Source organism: Aeromonas caviae (assembly GCF_000819785.1).
In the GTDB taxonomy this organism is placed as follows: domain Bacteria; phylum Pseudomonadota; class Gammaproteobacteria; order Enterobacterales; family Aeromonadaceae; genus Aeromonas; species Aeromonas caviae.
The window spans coordinates 45184-64886 of sequence record NZ_CDBK01000052.1; the positions used below are offsets into that span (position 1 = coordinate 45184).

Below are 19703 nucleotides of genomic sequence, written 5' to 3' on the forward strand. Positions count from 1 at the left end.
TATACACTATTTCATCACAATCTTTTTTTACGAAATTGATAACACACTGACTGTTCTTTCAGTAAATTATAAAACATCATTTCTCTCATTATTACCAAACCTGAATAAATATACACCTAATACATCTTCACTATATCATAGACATCCAAATCATCGATAAAGCCAGACACTGACGCCTTAAACCAAGCTTTAAAAGCTTGGCAGAACACCTTCATTACATCTTCACATATTCTTGTGTTTTTATATAAAAGCCGAACCTTCACCAAAGAAAGAAACTCCAGTGTGGAATGTTTCAACATACAAGCGATGAGTAAATATCCATATAAAAGGATGACTCATCTTCACCAACAGAATAACTGTATTCATCTTTAGAAATAAAGATAGCGTTTCCATATTTGTTTATCATAACAAAGTCATCAAGAAATCCATTTGATGTTACAGACTGTTTTATAATTCCCTCTAAAACTCCCCCGTCAGAGCTTAGCTCAACCTCAACATCTATATTCACATCTTTAGAGTTAAAGATAAGCAACCATGCGCCTCCCTCCCCTTTAGAGATATGGATGAAGTGGCGAATCAAGGCAGTTATTGCAGCATCAGAATCATGATACTCATTGATGACATTAGCTCGAGAAAAAACCTTCTTATAAAACTCTGAAGCAGGGGACTGTTCAATAAAGCGATGTTTACAGTTAAGCCCCTCAAAAAACATCGAGGTATTTTTCTGCTTCATATAGGACTTAAGTCTAGAATTCATTTATTTACCTTCCCTTTTCTGAAACCAAACTTTATTTCAGGAAAATGCCCTGGGTACTGTTTGTACTTGCCGGGAAGCATGGGAGAACCTTTACTATCATCAGCGCCATGAAAGTGAGGGCCTCGACCAAACTTGTCATCATCATGAAGCACGATATATTTTTTGCTTCCATGAACATCAAACTCATAGACAGTTCGATTCTCATATTCTTTATCATAAACATATTTATGTGTTTTATATTGAGCTGAACGTGGGATGCCTGCTGCTTCTTTTGCAGCTCGAAAGCTCTCACGCCTTGAAGGCGACGCGTCGGGACACTGCCCCGGCACATTACTTAACCCTAGCGGATCCACCCAGCCTGTAGGGTTGGGGGCATACTGGTAGTTATTGAGCCCACCGGCCAAGCCTATCGGGTCAGGGGTGATAAATCTACCCGTGCCGGGCTGGTAGTAGCGGTGGCGGTTGTAGTGAAGCCCCGTCTCGGCGTCAAAATACTGCCCCTGGAAACGCAAGGGGGTTGCCACCTCGGCGATTTCTTCGCGCCAGACATTACCATAGGCTCGATAGCGCACCTGCCAGGCGGTGACCCCGCTTGTGCGGGTCAGTGCCAAGGGAGTGCCCAGGTGGTCAAGCTGGTAGTGGAATACCTCGGCCTCCTGTCCTTCCCCTTCCAGCTGTGCCAGGGGTTTGAAACTGCCGGGTTCATAGATAAAACTGCGGTACCGCTCGTCAGTACGGCGCAGATCATCACCTAGCTGATAGCTGCTCTCGGCAATCAGGTTGTTGGCCTGCCACAGGAATTCGGTAACCTGCTCGCCTTTTGCTCCCTTTACCGTCTTGCGAATGCGGCGACCAAAGGCATCGTAGTCATAACAGGCAGTGTTGCCATCGGGCAGTTCGGCCCTCACCAGCTGGTGCTGGCAGTCGTAGTGATAGCGGGTCACCAGTTGCTGACCCTTGCCGCGCCGCTCCAGCGCCAAGCGGCCAAATTCGTCGTACTCGAAGTGGCGATCGCCACTCAACAGCAGCCGATTCCCCTGGGTGCGAGCCCCATCGAACTGACCACCCGAACGCTCACCCAGGAGGTTGCCGGCCGGATCATGCAAGAAGCGCTCGGTCAGCTCGCCCCGCACCTCCAGCAAGCGGTCCAGCGGATCGTAGCGGTAGTGCTGCTCCCCCTGCACGCTGTCATCGATGCGCAGCAGGTTGCCTGTTCTGTCATAGCCATAGCGCCGCTCGCGGGCGACCTGCTTGCCCCGCTGCAGACGCAGTGCCGAGAGGCGCCCCTGCTCGTCATATTCGTACTGCTGGGTCAGTGCCCCTTGCTGCCTGCGCAGCTCAAGCCCACCCACCACCTGGTGGCGCGTGAGTTCGGCGCCGTTGAGATCAATGCCGCCAAGCGCGCCGTGCTGATAGTGATAGCCAAGCCAGTTGCCGTCGGGCAGTTGCCAGTGTGACAACCGTCCCATGGCATCGTATCGGAAATGGCTTGAGGCCCACCCCTGATGCTCGGCCACCAGATGACCAGCACCATCGTAGTCAAATGCCAGGGGCCAGGCACCATCGTCGACCCGGATGAGCTGACCGTGGCCGTCATACTCGAAGGCGATCTCGCGACCATCTGGCAGGAATTTTTTCAGCAAGCGCCCCATGGGGTCGCGCTCATAGCGGGTGACCAGTTCGGTCCCCTGCTTGCCGAACTCCACTTTTTCGCTCAGGCGTCCGTTGAGATCATATCGGTAGGCGGTGGTACGACCATCAAAGCCGGTTTCCCGTGCCACCAGCCCGTTGGGATGGTAATGGATACGATGCTGTTCACCATGCTCGTTCTCGATCTCGCTGAGAAAGAGCTTGGCGTTGTCGTAGCGGTATTTGAGCTCGCTGCCATCGGGGTTGATGCGCCGACTCACCAGATGCAGGCCGGGGTGATATTCGAAACGTGTCTCGCGACCCAGCTCGTCCCACTGCGCCGTGACCTTGCCATAGGCGTTGTACTCATAGCGGCGAACGCCGCCCCCGGGCAGATGGACGGCACTGAGGCGATCTGCCGCGTCCCATTCATAGCGTGTGATTGCGCCACGCGGGTCTTGCCGCACGGTCTGGCGGCCCCGCTCGTCATAGCGCCAGCGGCTTATCCCGCCATCGACCCCTTTTTCTTCGATCAGTTGGCCAAGGCGGTTCCATACCAATTCGGTGCGGGTGCTGTCCGGGTGAACCACAGAGCACAGCTTGCCCTGAGGGGTATAGCCATAACGGGTTTCGCTCCCCAGGGGATCCCGCCTGGCAATCAGATTCCCTTGCGGATTGTGCTCAAAGCGCCATTCGCGCTCCCCCTGCACTACCTTGCGAACCCGGCCATCCCAGTAGTGATAGGCAGTCTGACTGCCGTCGGGAGCCACTTCGAGGGCCAACATCCCCTCTTCGTCGTAGTGATAATGGGTCTCGGCCCCCAGCGGATCACGGGCCAGTACTTTCTGACCCTTGCCGTTGTAGGCAAACTCGGTTATCGCACCATCCGGATCCTGCTGGCGGACAAGACGTGCCTGGCTGTCGTGCTGATACACCTCCTGACTGCCATCGGCATTGAGTACCGTCACCTCGCCCTTGTCATCATCCCAGCCATAGGTGACATCAAAACCCGCCACATCGCTCCAGTGGCGGATGGCGCGGGCAGCCTTGCCTTCCCCTTCCCACTCCCAGAAGAAACCGGCACCGCCAGCCAGACGGCGCTCCACAATGACCCCATCATCACGATAGCGATAACGCTCGCACTCCCCGGCCCCATTCTCGGCCGCCACCAGGTGACCATGGTCATCGTAGTGGTAGCGTTGCAGCGTGGCCTGGGGCTGCCAGGCAATGCCATCAAAGCGCTGCAACTCGAGCGCCATGATGTGTTCGCCCTCGTAGGCGAGACGAAGGGCCAGCCCAGCCTCATTTTCAACCCAGGCGGGGCACCCTTGACGGTCAGAACGCACTGTCAGTCGATTGCCGTAGGGATCGGAAAAACCGGTCAGCCGCCCGATCTCGCCATGCCAGGTAAAATGCAGGAACGGCGAACCAGCCTTGGCCAGGATCACTTCATCAGCCTCGTCACCGAGGTAGACCGCCGCCTCCGACAGCAGGTTGGTCACCATGGGTCTGGCGGCTGATGGCAACGGCAGTTCCGTTGCCAGGGACTCCTCATCCCACCAGGTCAGGGTATCGCCGTGACGTTCAAGTCGGTGCGCAAGGGCATGTGTCCAGCCAAGCCCCATGCCGCAGGATTGCGCGACGGCGGAGGTGCGATAGAGGCGCCCGAAGACAAAGGGAAGCAGACCCGGCAGTTCGCCATCTTGCAGTGCCAGCAACTCTTCCCCCGTCACCATGGAGACCGGGCAGTTGTTCTTGCAGGTGCTGGCTTCCGGTTGATGGGGCCGGTTATTCGGGGTAACTGCCTGTTTGGAGGCATCCGGAGTCTTGTTCACCTGCTTGATTTCGGTGTGCCCCTGGAATCGGCGTTTGGCCGCCGTGCCTTTTTCCACCAGCGTGTTGGCATTGCCATCGACCAGCTTGAGATCCGCTTTTTTGGCCGGGCTCAACGGTGCAGCCCCGGTGATCAGCACCTTTTTCGCCTGCTGGGCGTGCTGGGTCAGGTTGTGTTTCCTGGAGAGATCGACCAGGGAGGTGACCAGTCGCATGACACGGTCACTGTTCTTGGCCATGGTGGCAGCCTTGGCACCATAGCGTGCAGCCAGGCCTGCCCCGCCGGTCAGTATCACCCCGATGATCACGTCAATCAGTACCGACGAAATTACCTGAGCACCAAACTCGGTCTGCTGATCCGGGGGCAGCATCTTGACCCAGCACACCAGGGCATAGGCATAAAGATAAAGCAGTGCTTCATCTTGCAGTACCAGCATGGCAGCTTCCATCTGGGAGGCTCCGGCCTTTGCCATGGCCGCTGCGTCCACCCCGAGCTCGGCCAGCTTTTTGGCGTTGCCTACCGGATCGGCCAGCAGGTTGTAGATGGTTTTAAGATCGTCCCACACTCCGACCAGTGCCTTGCCGATACCGCTTGCCGCCGCCAGCGCATGGCCGCCAAACCCGCCACCAGTACCGCTGTAACGGGCCCACGCAGCCTTGTGCTCACTGTTCCACTCCTTGGTAAGCCATGCCTCCAGATCTTTTTGAACCGGGGCATAAGAGGCAAACAGCGTATCCAGGTCGCTCTTCTTCACATTGGGGTAGAAGGTCACCCGATAGGACTTGCCCGGGGTCAGCTTACCAACCTCGGCAATACCCTTGGCATCCAGGGTTCCCTCCTTGACTACCGCCTCGCTGACAAAACGTCCGCGCACCAGTTTCCCCGCCTCCACCTTGTACGGGGTATTGCCGATGGGAATAAACCTGACGGATTCGAACAGATGAACCAACCGCAGCGTGCCGCTCAGCGGGCACTGCGTCACCACGGACTGCGCCTTCTTGCTGCCGGACGATGCCGTGATGGTCTTGTCGCCCACCTTGATGGTCTGCTCCATGTCCATGCTGAGCATGTCACCCAGGAAGAAACTCTCGGCATCCTTGCGATAGGCACTCAGGACGTTGCGATAATCGGCGATCACTTCGTTGAAGACGGCCTGGCCGACATTGCTCATGCTTGAACCTCATTGATCAGCGCCGCTTCCAGCGCCGGAAACAGATCGATATCGGGGGATGGATGACGGGAAACAAAGCGGGCGACCTTGCAGCGCAGGTTCGCCTCGGGAAACGCCCAGTAGAGCTGACCGTTGTGATCCGCCAACTGCTGCATCAGGTTGTTGATAAGAGGGGCGGGATCCTGTCTCGCCAAGGTCGCGGCAATGGCAGGGGGCAGCTCCCACCAGGGGAATTCGCGTGGTGCTGCGGCTTCTGACGCAGCCCATTCGAAGCCGTCCCCCCCGACCCAGATCCCGTTCACTCCAGGCAGCAGGGCGGTGAAGCCCTCTCCCAGCTGGACCAGAATGCGTTTCAGATAAACACCATCCCAGTAACGGAAGAAGACCGCCTCCCCCTGGTGCCAGATCTGGGTCAGCCCCTGCAGATGGGCATAGAGGGCATCGACAGGCTGCTCGCTCGCCACTATCCAGCCCCAGTCTCTCGCCTCGGCGCCCTGCGCCCACTCGATAAAGGGGCTCTCCTTGTCGAGGGCCACCAGATAGGGCATGACGGGATGCCAGTCTTCATAAGGGGTGCCGAGATAGAGCCCGCGTGGCGTTTCGCGGCCATCGAGCTGGTAGTAGTGCTGCAAGGGAGCCGCATCGCAGGCCCCCGCCAGCACGGCATAAAGAGGGGCTGATTGCCTCTGTATCCACGCTTCCAGCGGTGTGCTCTCAAATCTCACAGCCACCCTCCTTGCATTTTTCACACTCTTCACAGAAAGGGGCGGCACTCTTCATGGTGGCCAGTTGGGCAGGAGTGAGCGGTACCTTGGGTTTGGGGGGAACACTGACACCCAGAGGGCCCAGTGGTAACTTGCCGCCCCATCCCGAGCCGGCACCCGGGCTGCCGCCCGAGTTCATCTTGATGGTGGGCCCCACCAGGGTGACGCCGCCGCCATCGACCCTGATGAAGCAGCCGCCCACCTTGACGGTAATGTCTGAGCCCGCCTCCAGCACCACCTTGGCACCGGCTTTGACGTGCACTTCCTGCCCCGCCTGGGTGAGCCAGCGCTGACCGAGTTTTTGATGCATGGAGGTGTCAACGCCGAGTGAGTAGTCCCCCTTGATGTGATCCCGTTTTTCACCGTTCACAGTGAGGTGATCATTGGCCTTGATGCGGGTCACCCGCTCATTGTCGATATCGGTGTGCTGGTCGTGCTTGATGTGCCAGGCGGCGTCGTTCTCTATCAGCACGTTCAGGTCTTTCTGACCGTGGATGTAAATCTCTTCCTGCCCCGCCTGGTCTTCAAAGCGCAGTTCGTTGAAACCCTCCCCCTGATGAGTCTCGGTACGCAGCACGGTGCGGGTCTTGTTGGCTGGCAGCTCGTAGGGCGGCCGGTTGGTGGCGTGGTAGGTGCGACCGGTGATGATGGGCTGGTCGGGGTCCCCCTCCAGGAATGAGACGATAACTTCGTGGCCGATGCGCGGGATGGTCATCATGCCGTACTGACCCCCGGCCCAGCCCTGGGATACCCGCACCCAGCAGGAACTCTGGTCGTTGGAGCTGCCATATCTGTCCCACGGGAATTGCAGCTTCACCCGGCCGTGCTCGTCGCAGTAAATCTCCTCCCCCTCGGGACCCACCACCATGGCGATTTGCGGGCCGTCCACCATCGGCTTGTGAGGGGCCTCCGGGCTGCCGATGCGTGCCCGCCAGGTAGTGCTGGCTTTCACTACGCCGAATTCGTTGTGATAGACGGTGGGGCCGCTGCCCCCCTCCTCTTCCAGCGCCTGCGGCTGCAAGCCGGTGTGCTGGATGCGCACGATTTGCCAGTCGGTGTTGAGGCTGCCGTTAGGGTGCTCGGTGAGCGAGAAGCTCTGCCCCGGCTGCAAGGCGGCGCAGTTGGACTTAGCCTGGCCCGCCACAGCATCATTGCGCAGGGCATCGAGCCGATGCTGGGCAAAGGCCTTGCCGCTGCCATCCTGCTTGTAGCGGCCCGGGAAATCGAAGTGCTGATAAGTGTCCCGTTGATGCTCGAGCTCACTGCCCTGCTTTTTGTGAGAGAGGCCGTAGGCCGGGGTCTTGAAGCTGTAGTCTTTGAGCTCCACATCCGATGGGCGCACCGCCTCGCGGTAGTGGAACTGGCGCACATAGGGGCCCTGCTCGAGGGAACGGTTGCCGAGGTTGAAGAAGAGCTCGGGGCCTTGAGTCAATGCTGCGGCATCGTCAGCAAACACGATGCGGTGCTTGCCCGCTTCAAACTCGTGGAAGTAGAACATCCCCTCTTCGGCGGCGAGGCGGTTCACGAAATCGAGGTCACTCTCCCGATACTGAACACAGTATTCCCGCTTGGTGTGCTCATTCTTGAGCGCAAAGGCATAGTCGGTGATGCCGTGCTCTTGCAAAAGAATGCTGAGGATTTCATCGGGCTTTTGTGCCTGGAAGATGCGGGAATTCTGGCGAAGTGACAGCCGCCATAGGGCTGGCTGTACCATGAGCTGATAGCGGGTGCGGCGAAAGCCGCTGTCACCCTGCGCGAAGTCACTGACCACCCCGCACACCCGGCGCTGCAGCTCGCCGTTGTACCACACCAAGAGCTCGCACGGCTGGTCCAGCACGGCGCCAACGTCGATGTCGGGCTGAGCACTTGCCAACTCCAGGCGCAGGTTGAACGGCCGGTTGAGCGCTTCATCCAGCGCAAACTCGGCCACCACGAAGGTGCTCTCGGGCAGGGCCCCCACCTTGACGGTAAATTGTAATCCTGTGCTGTCTGCCATCGCTGCGCGCCCCTGAAATATCGTGCGGCCCCATCAGGTGGGGCACATCAAGCCGTGTGAGAGCTTCGCCATCGCCTGGATTTTTCTTTCACCATGGCTGCCGCACGCCCTTGACGGCGTGCGGCAAGACGTAAACTCGGATTTTTTCTTGCACCCGCTCACACCAGGCAAACGGACAGAAGAAAAAACGCGTGGGTTGAAAAATCGGAAATACGGTCTCCGGGCAGGTTGTCCTTGCAGATACGATAAAAGGGCACCGCAAGCAGTGCCCTTTGGCTCGGAATTACGCTTCGATCGGCGCACGCCAGTCATCCGCACCAGAGGTGCCGGCAACGGTGTGCTCCCAGTCGATCTTGCGGTAGGCCATGGAGACCTGGATCAGCTGGGTGAAGTCGGACTTCGCCGGATCCTGGCAGTGGGGCATCTGGCAGTCGATGTCAACGATGGTGGCATCGGTCAGCACAGTGCTGAAGAAGTGCTCCTGCTTGCCCTCGACGGAGGTGCGGTACCACTTCAGGGTCACTTTCGGCAGCATCTCGCCGGAGGCCAGGGAGTTGTACATCAGCGGCACGGCCTTGTTCAGGGCAACGGTGAACTTGAACGGCTTGTGGACACGCTGACCCGCCGGCTGACCGGATTGCGGATCGGTCGGTACGGTGACGACGTGCTGGAACTCTTGTACCAGCATCTCGTCTTCATGGCCCTGCACGAAGATGTTGCCGACGGAATCGGAGGTGAAAGCACCGGCAGTGATGTTGCCCTGGGTTTGACCTTCGATGCTGATATAACATGGAGTTGGCATGGAATTGCTCCTGATGGTTGAACGGTTATGACACTCGTCCGAATCCGTTAGCAGTGACCATGCCAATACATTTTTTTGTTTTAAAACAAATAGTTGAATAGAAAACCGATTCGCGCCCCCACACCATGACGCAACAAGTTGCGCAATCAATGCATTTACCCATTAAACCTTGCACATGCAGCATAAATGACTGGTGTGAATGCAACATATTGCGCGTGACGGAGTTTATCTCTGCCTTCAAGCTACTTCCCCAAACCAGGCCAGCGGCATCTCCGCTTCGCCTGCGAGCCACCCCCATCACAGGCAAGATCAGATTGTCGGCAACTAAAACAAAAGGGCCTGTCTCGCGACGGCCCTTTTGTTTTAGTTGGCTGTATGGGCGGGATGATTCACCACTGCGTGGCTCACCCCTTCGGGACGGCCTGCAGCCGTTCATCCCGGCAAGCTGCTCTGCTTGAACCCGACGGGGGCACTCCCCCCCTCTTCCGCGTGAGCGGAAAATGCTTCCCCAAAGCAAAAAACCGACCATGAGGTCGGTTTTAACATCTGAGGATGGGTCGGGATTGACTCGCGCCGTCCCTGGCGCTCGCCCTGCGGGCGGCCTCTGGCCGTCCATGCGGGCTATCCTGCCCGCCTGTCGAACCAGGGCCCGAACCAAGCCGCCCGTCACCGGATAAAACAAAAAGCCCCGTCGAAAGACGGGGCTTTTTGTTTTATTTGGCGGTGAGGGAGGGATTCGAACCCTCGATACGTTGCCGTATACACACTTTCCAGGCGTGCTCCTTCAGCCACTCGGACACCTCACCAAATTTTCACTGCTTGAAGTGGCTTTCGGAGCACGCTGCGCGTGCATCTTGCCGACTTCGTCGGTGGGCAGCCACTCGGACACCGCACCCAATTTTGGTCTGTGCTTTAACGTGTTCAGCCAACACGAATTCGCTGCGCCGTTGCGCTGGAACGGGGCGTAATGTAAGGGATAGGCGCGAGGCGGTCAATGCAATTTTTTATCTTTTGCCACTGTTTGCTCAATAAGCGAACCAAGTGACTAAAAATATGCCATTTCCTATCCCTTTCCATCAATTTTCAACCGCTTCGTGCAAATGTTCTCCTCGAATCGCCTCTTCCAGCGAACCGTAGAACTCCAGCTCTCCCGCCACCGGACGTACCTTGGCCCGCGCCAGGGTCTTGAGGGGCTGGAACTGCAACTCGGCCACCTTGAGCTGGACACCCGATTTGGCCATGCGCCGGGCAAATTGCTGGAAGGCGGAGAGCCCACCGGCATCCAGGATGGAGACGGCCTCCATCTGCAGGATCAGCGCCTTGTGCTCCCCCACCTGGGCCAGCAACTCGTCGAACACCCGCTCCGCCGCCGCAAAGAACAGGGGACCGTTGATCTTGTAGAGCAGGGTCTGCGCCGGCACCTCGCTGGCATAGCGGCCGTGCTCGGCCAGGTTGTGCAGCCGGGTCATCTTGGCGATTTCACGCATAAACAGCAGGGACGCCAGGATCACCCCGAAAGTGATGGCGATGACCATGTCGAAGATGACGGTGAGGGACAGGCAGACCAGCAGCACCAGCACATCCGAGCGGGGCGCCCGGCGCACCAGATCCACCACCTTGTGGGCCTCGCTCATGTTCCAGGCCACCAGCAGCAGCAGGGCGGCCATGGCAGAGAGCGGCAGCCAGGAGAGCCAGGGGGCCAGCACCAGAATGGCGGCCAGCACCACCAGCGCATGGACTATGCCGGAGATGGGCGAGGTGGCACCGGCCCGCACGTTGGCGGCGGAACGGGCGATGGCGGCCGTCGCCGTGATGCCGCCGAAGAAGGGGGCGAGGATGTTGCCAAGCCCCTGCCCCACCAGCTCGCCGTTGGAGCTGTGCTTGCGCCCCGTCATGCCGTCCAGCACCACGGCGCAGAGCAGGGATTCGATGGCCCCCAGCATGGCCATGGAAAAGGCGGCGGGCAGCAGCCCCTCGATGGCTGCCAGATCCCAGACCACGGGGGCGCCGTCCGGCCCGGGCAGGGCCCAGGGCATCACCAGGGTCGGGGCTATGGGGGGGATCCCCATGCCCTGGGTACCATCGGCCAGGGTATAGCTGAACTTGCTGCCAATGGTGGCGACGTCCACCCCGAACTGGTGCAGACCAAACCCGAGCCCCACCCCCACCAGCACGGCGGGCAGATGGCCGGGTACCGGCAGGCGCAATCTCGGCCAGAGCAGCAACACCGCCAGGGTTGCCACACCCACCAGGGTGTCTCCCCATTGCCAGCTTGGCAAGGCATGGGCCAGCGCCTGTACCTTGCCCAGATAGGTTTCCGGCATATCCAGGACCTGCAGGCCGAAGAAATCCTTGATCTGCAGGGTGGCGATGACGATGGCGATACCACCGGTGAACCCCAGGGTCACCGAGGGGGGAATGTACTCGATGAGGCGCCCGAGACGCGCCATGCCCATGGCCACCAGGAAACAGCCCGAGATGAAGGTGGCCATCAACAGGCCGCCCACGCCAAATTGCTGGGCCACCGGGTAGAGGATCACCACGAAGGCGGCAGTGGGGCCCGAAATGGAGAAGCGGGATCCCCCGGTCACGGCGATGACGATGCCGGCGATGATGGCGGTATAGAGCCCGTGCTGGGGCGGCACCCCACTGGCGATGGCCAGTGCCATGGCAAGGGGAATGGCGATGATGCCGACCGTGATGCCGGCGATGAGGTCGCGGCCAAAGCGCGCCACGCTGTAGGGTTCGTCAATGCAGGATTGGCGCAATGCGATGGCCAGCTTCACGCCTTGTAAGGAAGCTTGATTGTGCATGTCTAGGGTAATACCAGAAGAGGGAGACAAAGGCCGGGGTGAACCGGCACCCGATCATCATCAAGGGCCGGCAGAGCTGTCGACGCGGCGATGGTATCGAAGGCAACCATACCCGACCCGGCCAGATAATTCGATGGGCAGGATCAAGAAATGGCCATGAGCGCGCAATATTGTCGGTGACACCCCGAATATCAACGCCGTTTCCCGCCACGGCAGGTTTCCCCGGGCACGGTACTCTGCGGATGAACGACACCACGCCTCCTCCTGGCAGCATGCGGGAATCAGGGGACAAGGCAGGCACAACCCGGCCAAAGGCGCGATCTCAAGCTCCTGATTGTGCTGAAAATAGTCCGCGCTGCCCAAGTTTTGGGCAAACGGGCCAAAAAGCCATTTTTTACGCCGACAGGCGGGTTGACACCCGGGAGATGGGCCATTAATATCCGCCCCGTCTCGACGAGACAGGCCATTCCTCCTTAGTTCAGTCGGTAGAACGGCGGACTGTTAATCCGTATGTCACTGGTTCAAGTCCAGTAGGAGGAGCCAATTCCCTCGTAGTTCAGTCGGTAGAACGGCGGACTGTTAATCCGTATGTCACAGGTTCAAGTCCTGTCGAGGGAGCCACATTTTAAAGCCCAGCCTTTTGGCTGGGCTTTTTCATATCTGCTCTTCCGCGCCTGTCCACGGCCCCCTGCCCGATGGCGCGCCAAACCGCCACCTGCTTGCTTTCCTGATTCCCCATGGCCTTCGATGACGACCCTTACTCATCACCAGGGTGTCACAGAGATCCCAAAGACTATGATTGATTCGAAAAGGACCATTTGGATCCATTCAGTCAAGGAGCCATCATGTCACACCCTGCTTCACTGGCCAGTCGCCTGCATGCCCTGGCACTCAACGACACCCTGTTCCCCGATCTCCATCAACTCGAGAAGGCAGAACGGACCCGGACCATCTACCGGATTTTCCACACTGTCGCCAGCACGGCTGCACTCGGGCAAGAGGATATCGTTGACGACCTGGCCCCCCTCCTCACCCTGATGGAGTCTCCCTGCCTGACCCGGCAAGGGGGGCTCTGCCCCTTGCTGGCCAGTCATTACAATCTCTATCTCGGCACGCTGCTGGAGCTGGGGGATCGGCACCATCCGGAGATCATCGGCCAGATTGAGGAGGCTCTGGCCCTGCGCACTCACGGGCTCTATCTGGTCACCGAGCTCGGTTGTGGCAACAATGCCATGAGCATCGCAACCGAAGTCCGCTACGACAGTGCCACTGACGGTTTTATCCTCCATACCCCCCATCGGCATGCCGCCAAGTTCATGCCCTACATCGCCCTGGAAGGGCAACCCAAGAGCAGCGTGGTGATGGCCAGATTGTGGGTCGGCGAGCAAGACTGTGGCATTCATCCCTTTCTGGTGCCCTGCCGGGACACCCGTGGCGCACTGTGTCAGGGGGTCAGCGTCTCCAGCCCGGACGTGCTCGATCTCCCCTACTTCGACGTGGTGGATCACGCCATCATCACCTTCGAGCAGGTGGCGCTCCCCCGCTGGGCATGGCTCAGGGGTCATGAGCACGACATCAGTGCTGGGGGCGTCTTTCACTCTCGTCTTGCCAGCCAACGCGACATTTTCTTCAGCTCCCTGCGCCGTGTTGAGTGGGGAAAACTGGTGCTGACCGCCTCCCTGATCTCCGGCTTGAAACTGAGCCTCGCACTGGCCATTCACTACGCGCAGCAACGACCGCTGCACGCCCACAACGGGCGGGTCATACCGCTGGCGCACCATGCCCTGCACCGCCGGATACTGACTCGTGCCTATGTGACGGGGCTGGCCGCCATGGCGCTGTATGAAGGGGTAAAACAGCGACATTTGCCGGATGGACGGCACTCCTCCCGCTTTCAGACCGACGCAGGCCTGGTCAAGGCCGTCGCCGTCGAACTGATGCGAACCTCCCTGCAACATTGCATGCAGCGGTGTGGTGCCCAGGGAAAATTCCTGCGAAATCGCATCGCTCCTACCCTGCAACTGTGCGATCTGGTCGGCACCGCCGAGGGAGACAGCATGCCCGTCCTGATGAAGGTGGCGAAGGATATTCTGGCCTGGCCTGATGAATCCCTGGATGACGGCACACCCCTGGGCCAACTGCTGCTGCGGATGCGCCGACAGATGAATCAGCAACTGGCCGACGCGACGGACAAACTGGTCGCATGGCACGACCTCGGCTGCGAGGCGGCCCGCCTCGGCTGGCTAGCTGGCAACCTGGAAGCCTTGCGTCACCTGGGGAGCAGGGACGACATCCGCACGGCCTGCCGGGAGCAGCTCATGCTCGATTATGCTCCCCAGCTCCTGCACCACGGGCTTTGCAGCCCCGCCGAGATTGCCGCCCTGCCCGCACGCCAAGAAGCCACGCTGGATCATGTCTGGGAACATCACGCCGCCCGCGTGCCGGACGAGTTTGACGTTCGTGACCTCATGGCCGCGACGCCGCTGGGCAGCCCGGACCTGGCTTCGGCCTGGTTTGCCCTGGCCCCATCCCTGCATGATCCCCAGCCAGAAGGTTGAACGTTGGGGCCAGCAGGCCGCCCCTCCACTCCCGGTGCCTGAATCCCCCCAAGCCCGGCCATCGGTCGGGTTCTTTCTTATCCCCCTGCCCCACCTCGGGGCAAGGGCGCTCGCCTTCCCCCCGCATCCCGATGCGCCCGTCCCTTGCCCTCATGGCCTGTTGCCACAAGATGGCGCAGGCTTACCCTCTATGGGGTACCACTCTGGTGCGCCCTGCCTTGCCCCTTGATGACATAAAAGTCATCCATATGATTTTTCAATAAAAAATTACTGACACTGGCCTCGATAGCGACTCAATTGGCTGGCACAGCCCTTGCACTTTGTGATGCACGCAGGGACGTCACAAGGAGTTGCCTATGCTGCCTATCAAGCCCCCCGGACCCGGTTGTTACGACGAGATGCTGCTCACCGACAACCAGTTTCGCGATCATTACCACGCCTACCTCTCGTGGCTGCACCAGACCGACGAGAAGAGCATAGAGCGTAAGCGTGAAGAGGCCGACCTGCTGTTTCGCCGGGTCGGCATCACCTTCAACGTCTACGGAGACGGGGACGGCGCCGAGCGCCTCATCCCGTTCGACAGCATTCCCCGCATCATTCCCGCCCGGGAGTGGCAACATCTGGACAAGGGGATCCGCCAGCGCGTCACCGCCCTCAATGCCTTTCTGCACGACATCTATCACGATCAGCGCATCCTGAAGGCGGGGGTGATCCCGGCCGCCCAGATCCTCACCAATGCCCAGTACCAGCCCTGCATGCAGGGGGTCGACCTGCACCGGGACACCTATGTCCACATCACAGGGGTCGACATCATCCGCAACCACGACGGTGAGTACTATGTGCTGGAGGACAACCTGCGCACTCCCTCCGGGGTCTCCTACATGCTGGAGAACCGCAAGATGATGATGCGCCTCTTCCCGGAGCTGTTTCACAACCAGCCCATCGCCCCGGTGGAGCGCTACCCGGCCCTGTTGCTCCAGACCCTGCGCGAAAGCAGCCCGGTGGACAACCCCTGCGTGGTGGTGATGACTCCAGGACGCTTCAACAGCGCCTACTTCGAGCACAGCTTCCTCGCCCAGCAGATGGGGGTGGAGCTGGTGGAGAGCGCGGATCTGGTGGTCAAGGATGGTCAGGTGCTGATGCGCACCACCACGGGGCTGAAAAGGGTGGATGTCATCTATCGCCGCATCGATGACGACTTCCTCGATCCCCTCGCCTTCAACCCGGACTCCCTCATCGGCGTGCCCGGGTTGCTCTCGGTCTACCGCGCCGGCGGCGTGGTGCTGGCCAATGCCATCGGCACCGGGGTGGCGGATGACAAGTCCATCTACCCCTATGTGCCGGAGATGATCCGCTTCTATCTGGGGGAAGATCCCATTCTCAACAACGTGCCCACCTGGCAGTGCCGCGAGCCGGCTGCCCTCTCCCACGTGCTGGCCAATCTGGAGGAGCTGGTGGTCAAGGAGGTCCATGGCGCCGGCGGCTACGGCATGCTAATCGGCCCCTGCGCCAGTCGCGAGGAGCTGGCCCGTTTTCGCGAGCTGCTCAAGGCTCGGCCGGACAACTACATCGCCCAGCCGACCCTCTCCCTCTCTACCTGCCCGACCTTCGTCGACGCCGGCATCGCCCCCCGCCACATCGATCTGCGCCCCTTCGTTCTCACGGGGCAGGAGCTGCGCCTGGTGCCGGGCGGCCTGACCCGGGTCGCCCTCACCGAAGGCTCCCTGGTGGTCAACTCCTCCCAGGGCGGTGGCACCAAGGACACCTGGGTCATGGAGGGCAGCCCATGCTGAGCCGCACCGCAAGCGAACTTTACTGGATGTCCCGCCACCTGGAGCGGGCGGAGAACACGGCGCGCATGCTGGACGTCACCCAGACCATGTCGCTGATGCCCTCCATCGACGCCGATCACAGCGAGCTGGTGGCGCCTCTCACCATCAGCGGCACCCATGAGCCCTTCCTGGCCCGCTACGGCCAGGTGAACATGGAGAACCTGCTGCAATTTTTCTGCTTCGACGAGGAGAACCCGAGCAGCATCTTCAGCTGTCTGCGCATGGCCAGGGACAACGCCCACGCCGTGCGGGGCAAGATCCCCGGTGAGGTGTGGGAGAGCATCAACGCCGCCTGGATAGAGATCCGCCGGCGCCGCCAGGCGGGCCTCTCCAGCGGCCAGGCCCAGGAGTTCTTCGACTGGATCAAGGAGCGCTCCCACCAGTTTCGCGGCGCCACCTATGGCACCATCATGCGCGGTGACGTGCTCTGGTTCCTGCGCCTTGGCACCTTCATCGAACGGGCCGACAACACGGCGCGCATCCTGACCGTGAAGTATCAGGTGATCCGGGAGGACGAGGACAGCGTGCGCGAGTTCTACCGCTGGAACGCCCTGTTGCGGTCAGTGGGCGCTTACGAGGCCCACCAGACCCTCTACAAGACACTCTCCCACGCCTCCATCGCCGAGCTGCTGATCCTGCGCAATGACGTGCCGCGCTCCCTGCGGGCCTGCCTCGACGAAATGGAGCTGATCCTGGCCCAGATCGAGGGCAACGCCGGTCAGACGCCCCGGCGCCTGACCACCATACTCAACGCCCATCTGACCTATGGCGCCATCGACGATGTCTTTGCCCTCGGCATGCAGGCGTACCTGAGTGATTTCCTCAGCGACATCAGCGCCATCGGCCAGAGCATCCACGCCGCCTACCTGGAGGTATTATGAGACTCATCATCGATCACCAGACCCGCTACCACTATGCCGACGTGGTGCGCCGCAGCACCCAGTACCTGCGCCTGACCCCCCACAGCACGGCCCGCCAGCAGATCCTCTCCTGGGAGCTGGAGCTGCCGGGGGAGGCCACCTGCACCACGGACGGTTACGGCAACATACTGCACGTGCTGAGCCTGGAGTCCCCCCACGAGGGGATCCTGATCCGCGCCCACGGGGAGGTGGAGATCTGCGACGACGCCCCGGAAGATGAGGAGTCCTCCCTCATCTCTCCCCTGAGCTACCTGAGGCCCACCCCCCTCACCCGCCCGACCCCGGCCCTGCAGGATCTCGCGAAGGCCTGCCTGCCAGAGGAGCCGACCCTGGCCGACTTGCAGAGCCTGATGGCACGCATCCTGGTGCTGATGCCCTATCAGCCCGGCAGCACGGATGCCACCTTCAGCGCAGACGAGGCACTTGCTTCGGGCAGCGGCGTCTGTCAGGACCACACCCATGTCTTCCTGACCTGCTGCCGCCACGCCGGCCTGCCGGCCCGGTACGTGAGCGGTTACCTCTACAGCCAGGACAACAGCCACGTGGCGATGCACGCCTGGGCCGAGGTGTGGATCGAGGAGCGCTGGCACACGTTCGACGTCACCAACCTCACCAGCTCCACCAGCGAGCACCTCAAGCTCGCGGTCGGCATGGATTATCTGGATGCCTGTCCGGTGCGCGGCGTGCGCTATGGCGGCGGGTGCGAACAGTTGCAGAGCCAGGCGCAGGTGACCCGCCTGGATGGACAGCAGCAATGAAGACCGGGAGAGTCCTGGCGGGAGTGCGGTCATGACCTATTGCGTCGCCATGTGCCTGCAAGACGGCATGGTGTTTGCGTCCGATTCGCGCACCAATGCGGGGGTGGATCACATCGCCACCTTTCGCAAATTGCACCTCTTCACCCGGGAGGACAGGGTGATAGTGCTGCAAAGCGCGGGCAATCTGGCCACCACCCAGAGCGTCATCAGCCTGCTGACGGAGGGGCAGGAGCTCCTTGCCCTCCCCAGCCTCTACGAGGCTGCCGCCCTCATCGGCCAGACCATACGCACCGTCATCAGCCGGGATGGGGGTCAGCAGCAGGGCCATATCAACTTCGGCTGCAACATCCTGCTGGGGGGACAGATCCGCGGGGAGCACCACCGCCTGTTCCACATCTACCCGGAGGGCAACTTCATCGAGGCGAGCGCCGACACCCCCTACTTCCAGATTGGTGAGAGCAAGTACGGCAAACCCATCATCGATCGCATCATCCACCATGAGACGCCGCTTCAAACCGCATTGCAGTGCGCCCTCATCTCCATCGACTCGACCCTGCGCAGCAATCTGTCGGTGGGCTTGCCCCTGGATGCCCTGGTCTATCACGAGGGCAGCTTCTCGGCGACGAACCAGCACCGCATCACCGAACAGAACCCCCATTTCGTGGCGCTGCGAAAGGCCTGGGGCGAGGGGTTGCAACAGTTGTTCCAGGGTCTTCCCACCTTCCCCCTCTAGGCCGGGCGGGAGGCGCCAAGGCGCTTTCCCGCTCCTTTCTTTCCGGATATTCTGGCTGCCTTCCTTTTCGATGGAGTTTCCCATGCGCCGCTTCAACGTCATGCTCAACGGCAGCCGGTTGATGATGTTCCCCTTCTATGTCTGCATCCTTATCTGTGTCGCCCTCCTGATGGTGAAGTTCGCCATGCAGCTCTATGTGCTGTGCCGCGACATCATCGACATCCACTATCTGGATCTCATCACGGGGGTACTCACCCTGGTGGACTTCGTGCTGGTGGCCCAGATGCTTATCCTGGTGGCCATCTGCGGCTACGTGCAGTTCATCAAGACCCCGGAGCAGCGAGCGGCCCTCGGCGACAACTGGCTCAGCAAGATCAACTTCGCGTCCCTCAAACTCATCGTCATCAACTCCCTGGTGACCATCGCCGGCATCGAGGTGCTCAAAGCCTTCCTCGACGACGGCACCGGCAACGAGATCGAGATGAAGTGGTCGGTCATCGTCTTCCTCGCCTTCTCCACCGCGGCACTTATCTATGCGGTGACCGAGCGGCTGGCGGAGCACAAATAGGACCCGATGCCATTCAGGGTCTATTCATCAAGAGCCGAATTGATAACTCTTTTCATTACCCTTACTGCATTGTAAACTTGCTCGCCCCGGGCTGAACCGCCCGGGAGCTGGAGCACCCATGACGAGTCTTTCCCTCTCACCACGACACTGCTGGCAGTGGCTGGCCTATCACCATCAGGCCGCCGAGGGCTCCCTCTATCTGATGTTCTTCTCCGGCCTGCTGCTGTGGGAACCGCTGACCCCGCTCTGGTCGCTGGCACGCTGGAACCTGTTTTTGCACGTCGCCCTCTCGCTCACCCTGTTCCCCTTGCTGTTTGGCGCGTTCTGGCTCTCCCATCGCAGCCTGCTGAGCAAGAGCCGCAAGCCATTCTTGCGCACCACCGGCCGCATCATCGAAGCCTTGCTGTTTATCTGTCTGGCAAGCGGACTGCTGCTGGTGCTGCACGGCACCCCGGGCGATGACATGGGCAACCTTGCCAGCTGGGCCCACTGGCTGAGCGCGCTCGCGTTGACTCCCCTGGTGCTTCGCCACGCCTGGCGCTGGACCATCTTGAAATGGCGCACCTGA

Annotated in this window: 13 protein-coding genes and 3 tRNA genes; 9 read left to right on the top strand and 7 right to left on the bottom strand. The window is 60.2% G+C overall.

Annotated features, from left to right (window positions below; all coding sequences use genetic code 11):
• Window positions 1–292: 292 nt before the first annotated feature.
• The 7 genes from BN1120_RS08965 to dauA all read right to left on the bottom strand — a co-directional run bounded on the left by BN1120_RS08965 (window position 293) and on the right by dauA (window position 11766).
• Entirely contained in the window at window positions 293–757 is a 465-nt protein-coding gene (locus tag BN1120_RS08965) for a hypothetical protein (RefSeq protein WP_042015711.1), read from the bottom strand.
• A complete protein-coding gene (locus tag BN1120_RS08970) occupies window positions 754–5391 on the bottom strand; it encodes an RHS repeat-associated core domain-containing protein (RefSeq protein ID WP_042015713.1) in 4638 nt (1545 codons plus the stop codon). The genes BN1120_RS08965 and BN1120_RS08970 overlap by 4 nt, the downstream gene beginning before the upstream one ends.
• Window positions 5388–6116: a DUF4123 domain-containing protein gene (locus BN1120_RS08975; protein ID WP_042015716.1), complete on the bottom strand. Its 729-nt coding sequence runs from the start codon at window positions 6114–6116 to the stop codon at window positions 5388–5390. The genes BN1120_RS08970 and BN1120_RS08975 overlap by 4 nt, the downstream gene beginning before the upstream one ends.
• Complete coding sequence (locus tag BN1120_RS08980; RefSeq protein ID WP_042015718.1) at window positions 6106–8151, bottom strand: type VI secretion system Vgr family protein; 2046 nt, start codon at window positions 8149–8151, stop codon at window positions 6106–6108. The genes BN1120_RS08975 and BN1120_RS08980 overlap by 11 nt, the downstream gene beginning before the upstream one ends.
• Window positions 8152–8434: 283 nt before the next feature.
• Window positions 8435–8953 (bottom strand): type VI secretion system effector Hcp1, encoded by a 519-nt coding sequence (gene hcp1, locus BN1120_RS08985; RefSeq protein ID WP_042015720.1) that lies wholly within the window; start codon window positions 8951–8953, stop codon window positions 8435–8437.
• 718 nt (window positions 8954–9671) lie between these two features.
• A tRNA-Ser gene (locus tag BN1120_RS08990) sits at window positions 9672–9759 on the bottom strand.
• A gap of 270 nt (window positions 9760–10029) precedes the next feature.
• A complete protein-coding gene (gene dauA, locus BN1120_RS08995; protein WP_042015721.1) occupies window positions 10030–11766 on the bottom strand; it encodes a C4-dicarboxylic acid transporter DauA in 1737 nt (578 codons plus the stop codon).
• 467 nt (window positions 11767–12233) lie between these two features.
• On the opposite strand from dauA, the gene BN1120_RS09000 reads away from it, so the two are divergent.
• The 9 genes from BN1120_RS09000 (at window position 12234) to BN1120_RS09040 (ending at window position 19703) form a co-directional block, all read left to right on the top strand.
• Window positions 12234–12309 (top strand) — tRNA-Asn (locus BN1120_RS09000).
• Between the two features lie 2 nt (window positions 12310–12311).
• Window positions 12312–12387, top strand: a tRNA-Asn gene (locus tag BN1120_RS09005).
• A gap of 224 nt (window positions 12388–12611) precedes the next feature.
• A complete protein-coding gene (locus tag BN1120_RS09010) occupies window positions 12612–14324 on the top strand; it encodes an acyl-CoA dehydrogenase family protein (protein ID WP_042015723.1) in 1713 nt (570 codons plus the stop codon).
• Window positions 14325–14680: 356 nt separating this feature from the next.
• Window positions 14681–16117, top strand: coding sequence for a circularly permuted type 2 ATP-grasp protein (locus BN1120_RS09015; RefSeq protein ID WP_010674397.1), 1437 nt, complete (start codon window positions 14681–14683; stop codon window positions 16115–16117).
• A complete protein-coding gene (locus tag BN1120_RS09020) occupies window positions 16111–17037 on the top strand; it encodes an alpha-E domain-containing protein (RefSeq protein WP_042015725.1) in 927 nt (308 codons plus the stop codon). The genes BN1120_RS09015 and BN1120_RS09020 overlap by 7 nt, the downstream gene beginning before the upstream one ends.
• Window positions 17034–17834: a transglutaminase family protein gene (locus BN1120_RS09025; RefSeq protein WP_010674395.1), complete on the top strand. Its 801-nt coding sequence runs from the start codon at window positions 17034–17036 to the stop codon at window positions 17832–17834. Before BN1120_RS09020 ends, BN1120_RS09025 begins: the two co-directional genes overlap by 4 nt.
• A 31-nt stretch (window positions 17835–17865) precedes the next feature.
• Window positions 17866–18567 carry a peptidase gene (locus tag BN1120_RS09030; protein ID WP_042015728.1) on the top strand — a complete coding sequence of 234 codons (702 nt, stop codon included), beginning with the start codon at window positions 17866–17868 and terminating at the stop codon, window positions 18565–18567.
• A gap of 82 nt (window positions 18568–18649) precedes the next feature.
• Window positions 18650–19135, top strand: a complete 486-nt coding sequence (locus BN1120_RS09035) for a YqhA family protein (protein WP_010674393.1) — start codon at window positions 18650–18652, stop codon at window positions 19133–19135.
• Between the two features lie 118 nt (window positions 19136–19253).
• A complete protein-coding gene (locus BN1120_RS09040; RefSeq protein ID WP_042015730.1) occupies window positions 19254–19703 on the top strand; it encodes a hypothetical protein in 450 nt (149 codons plus the stop codon).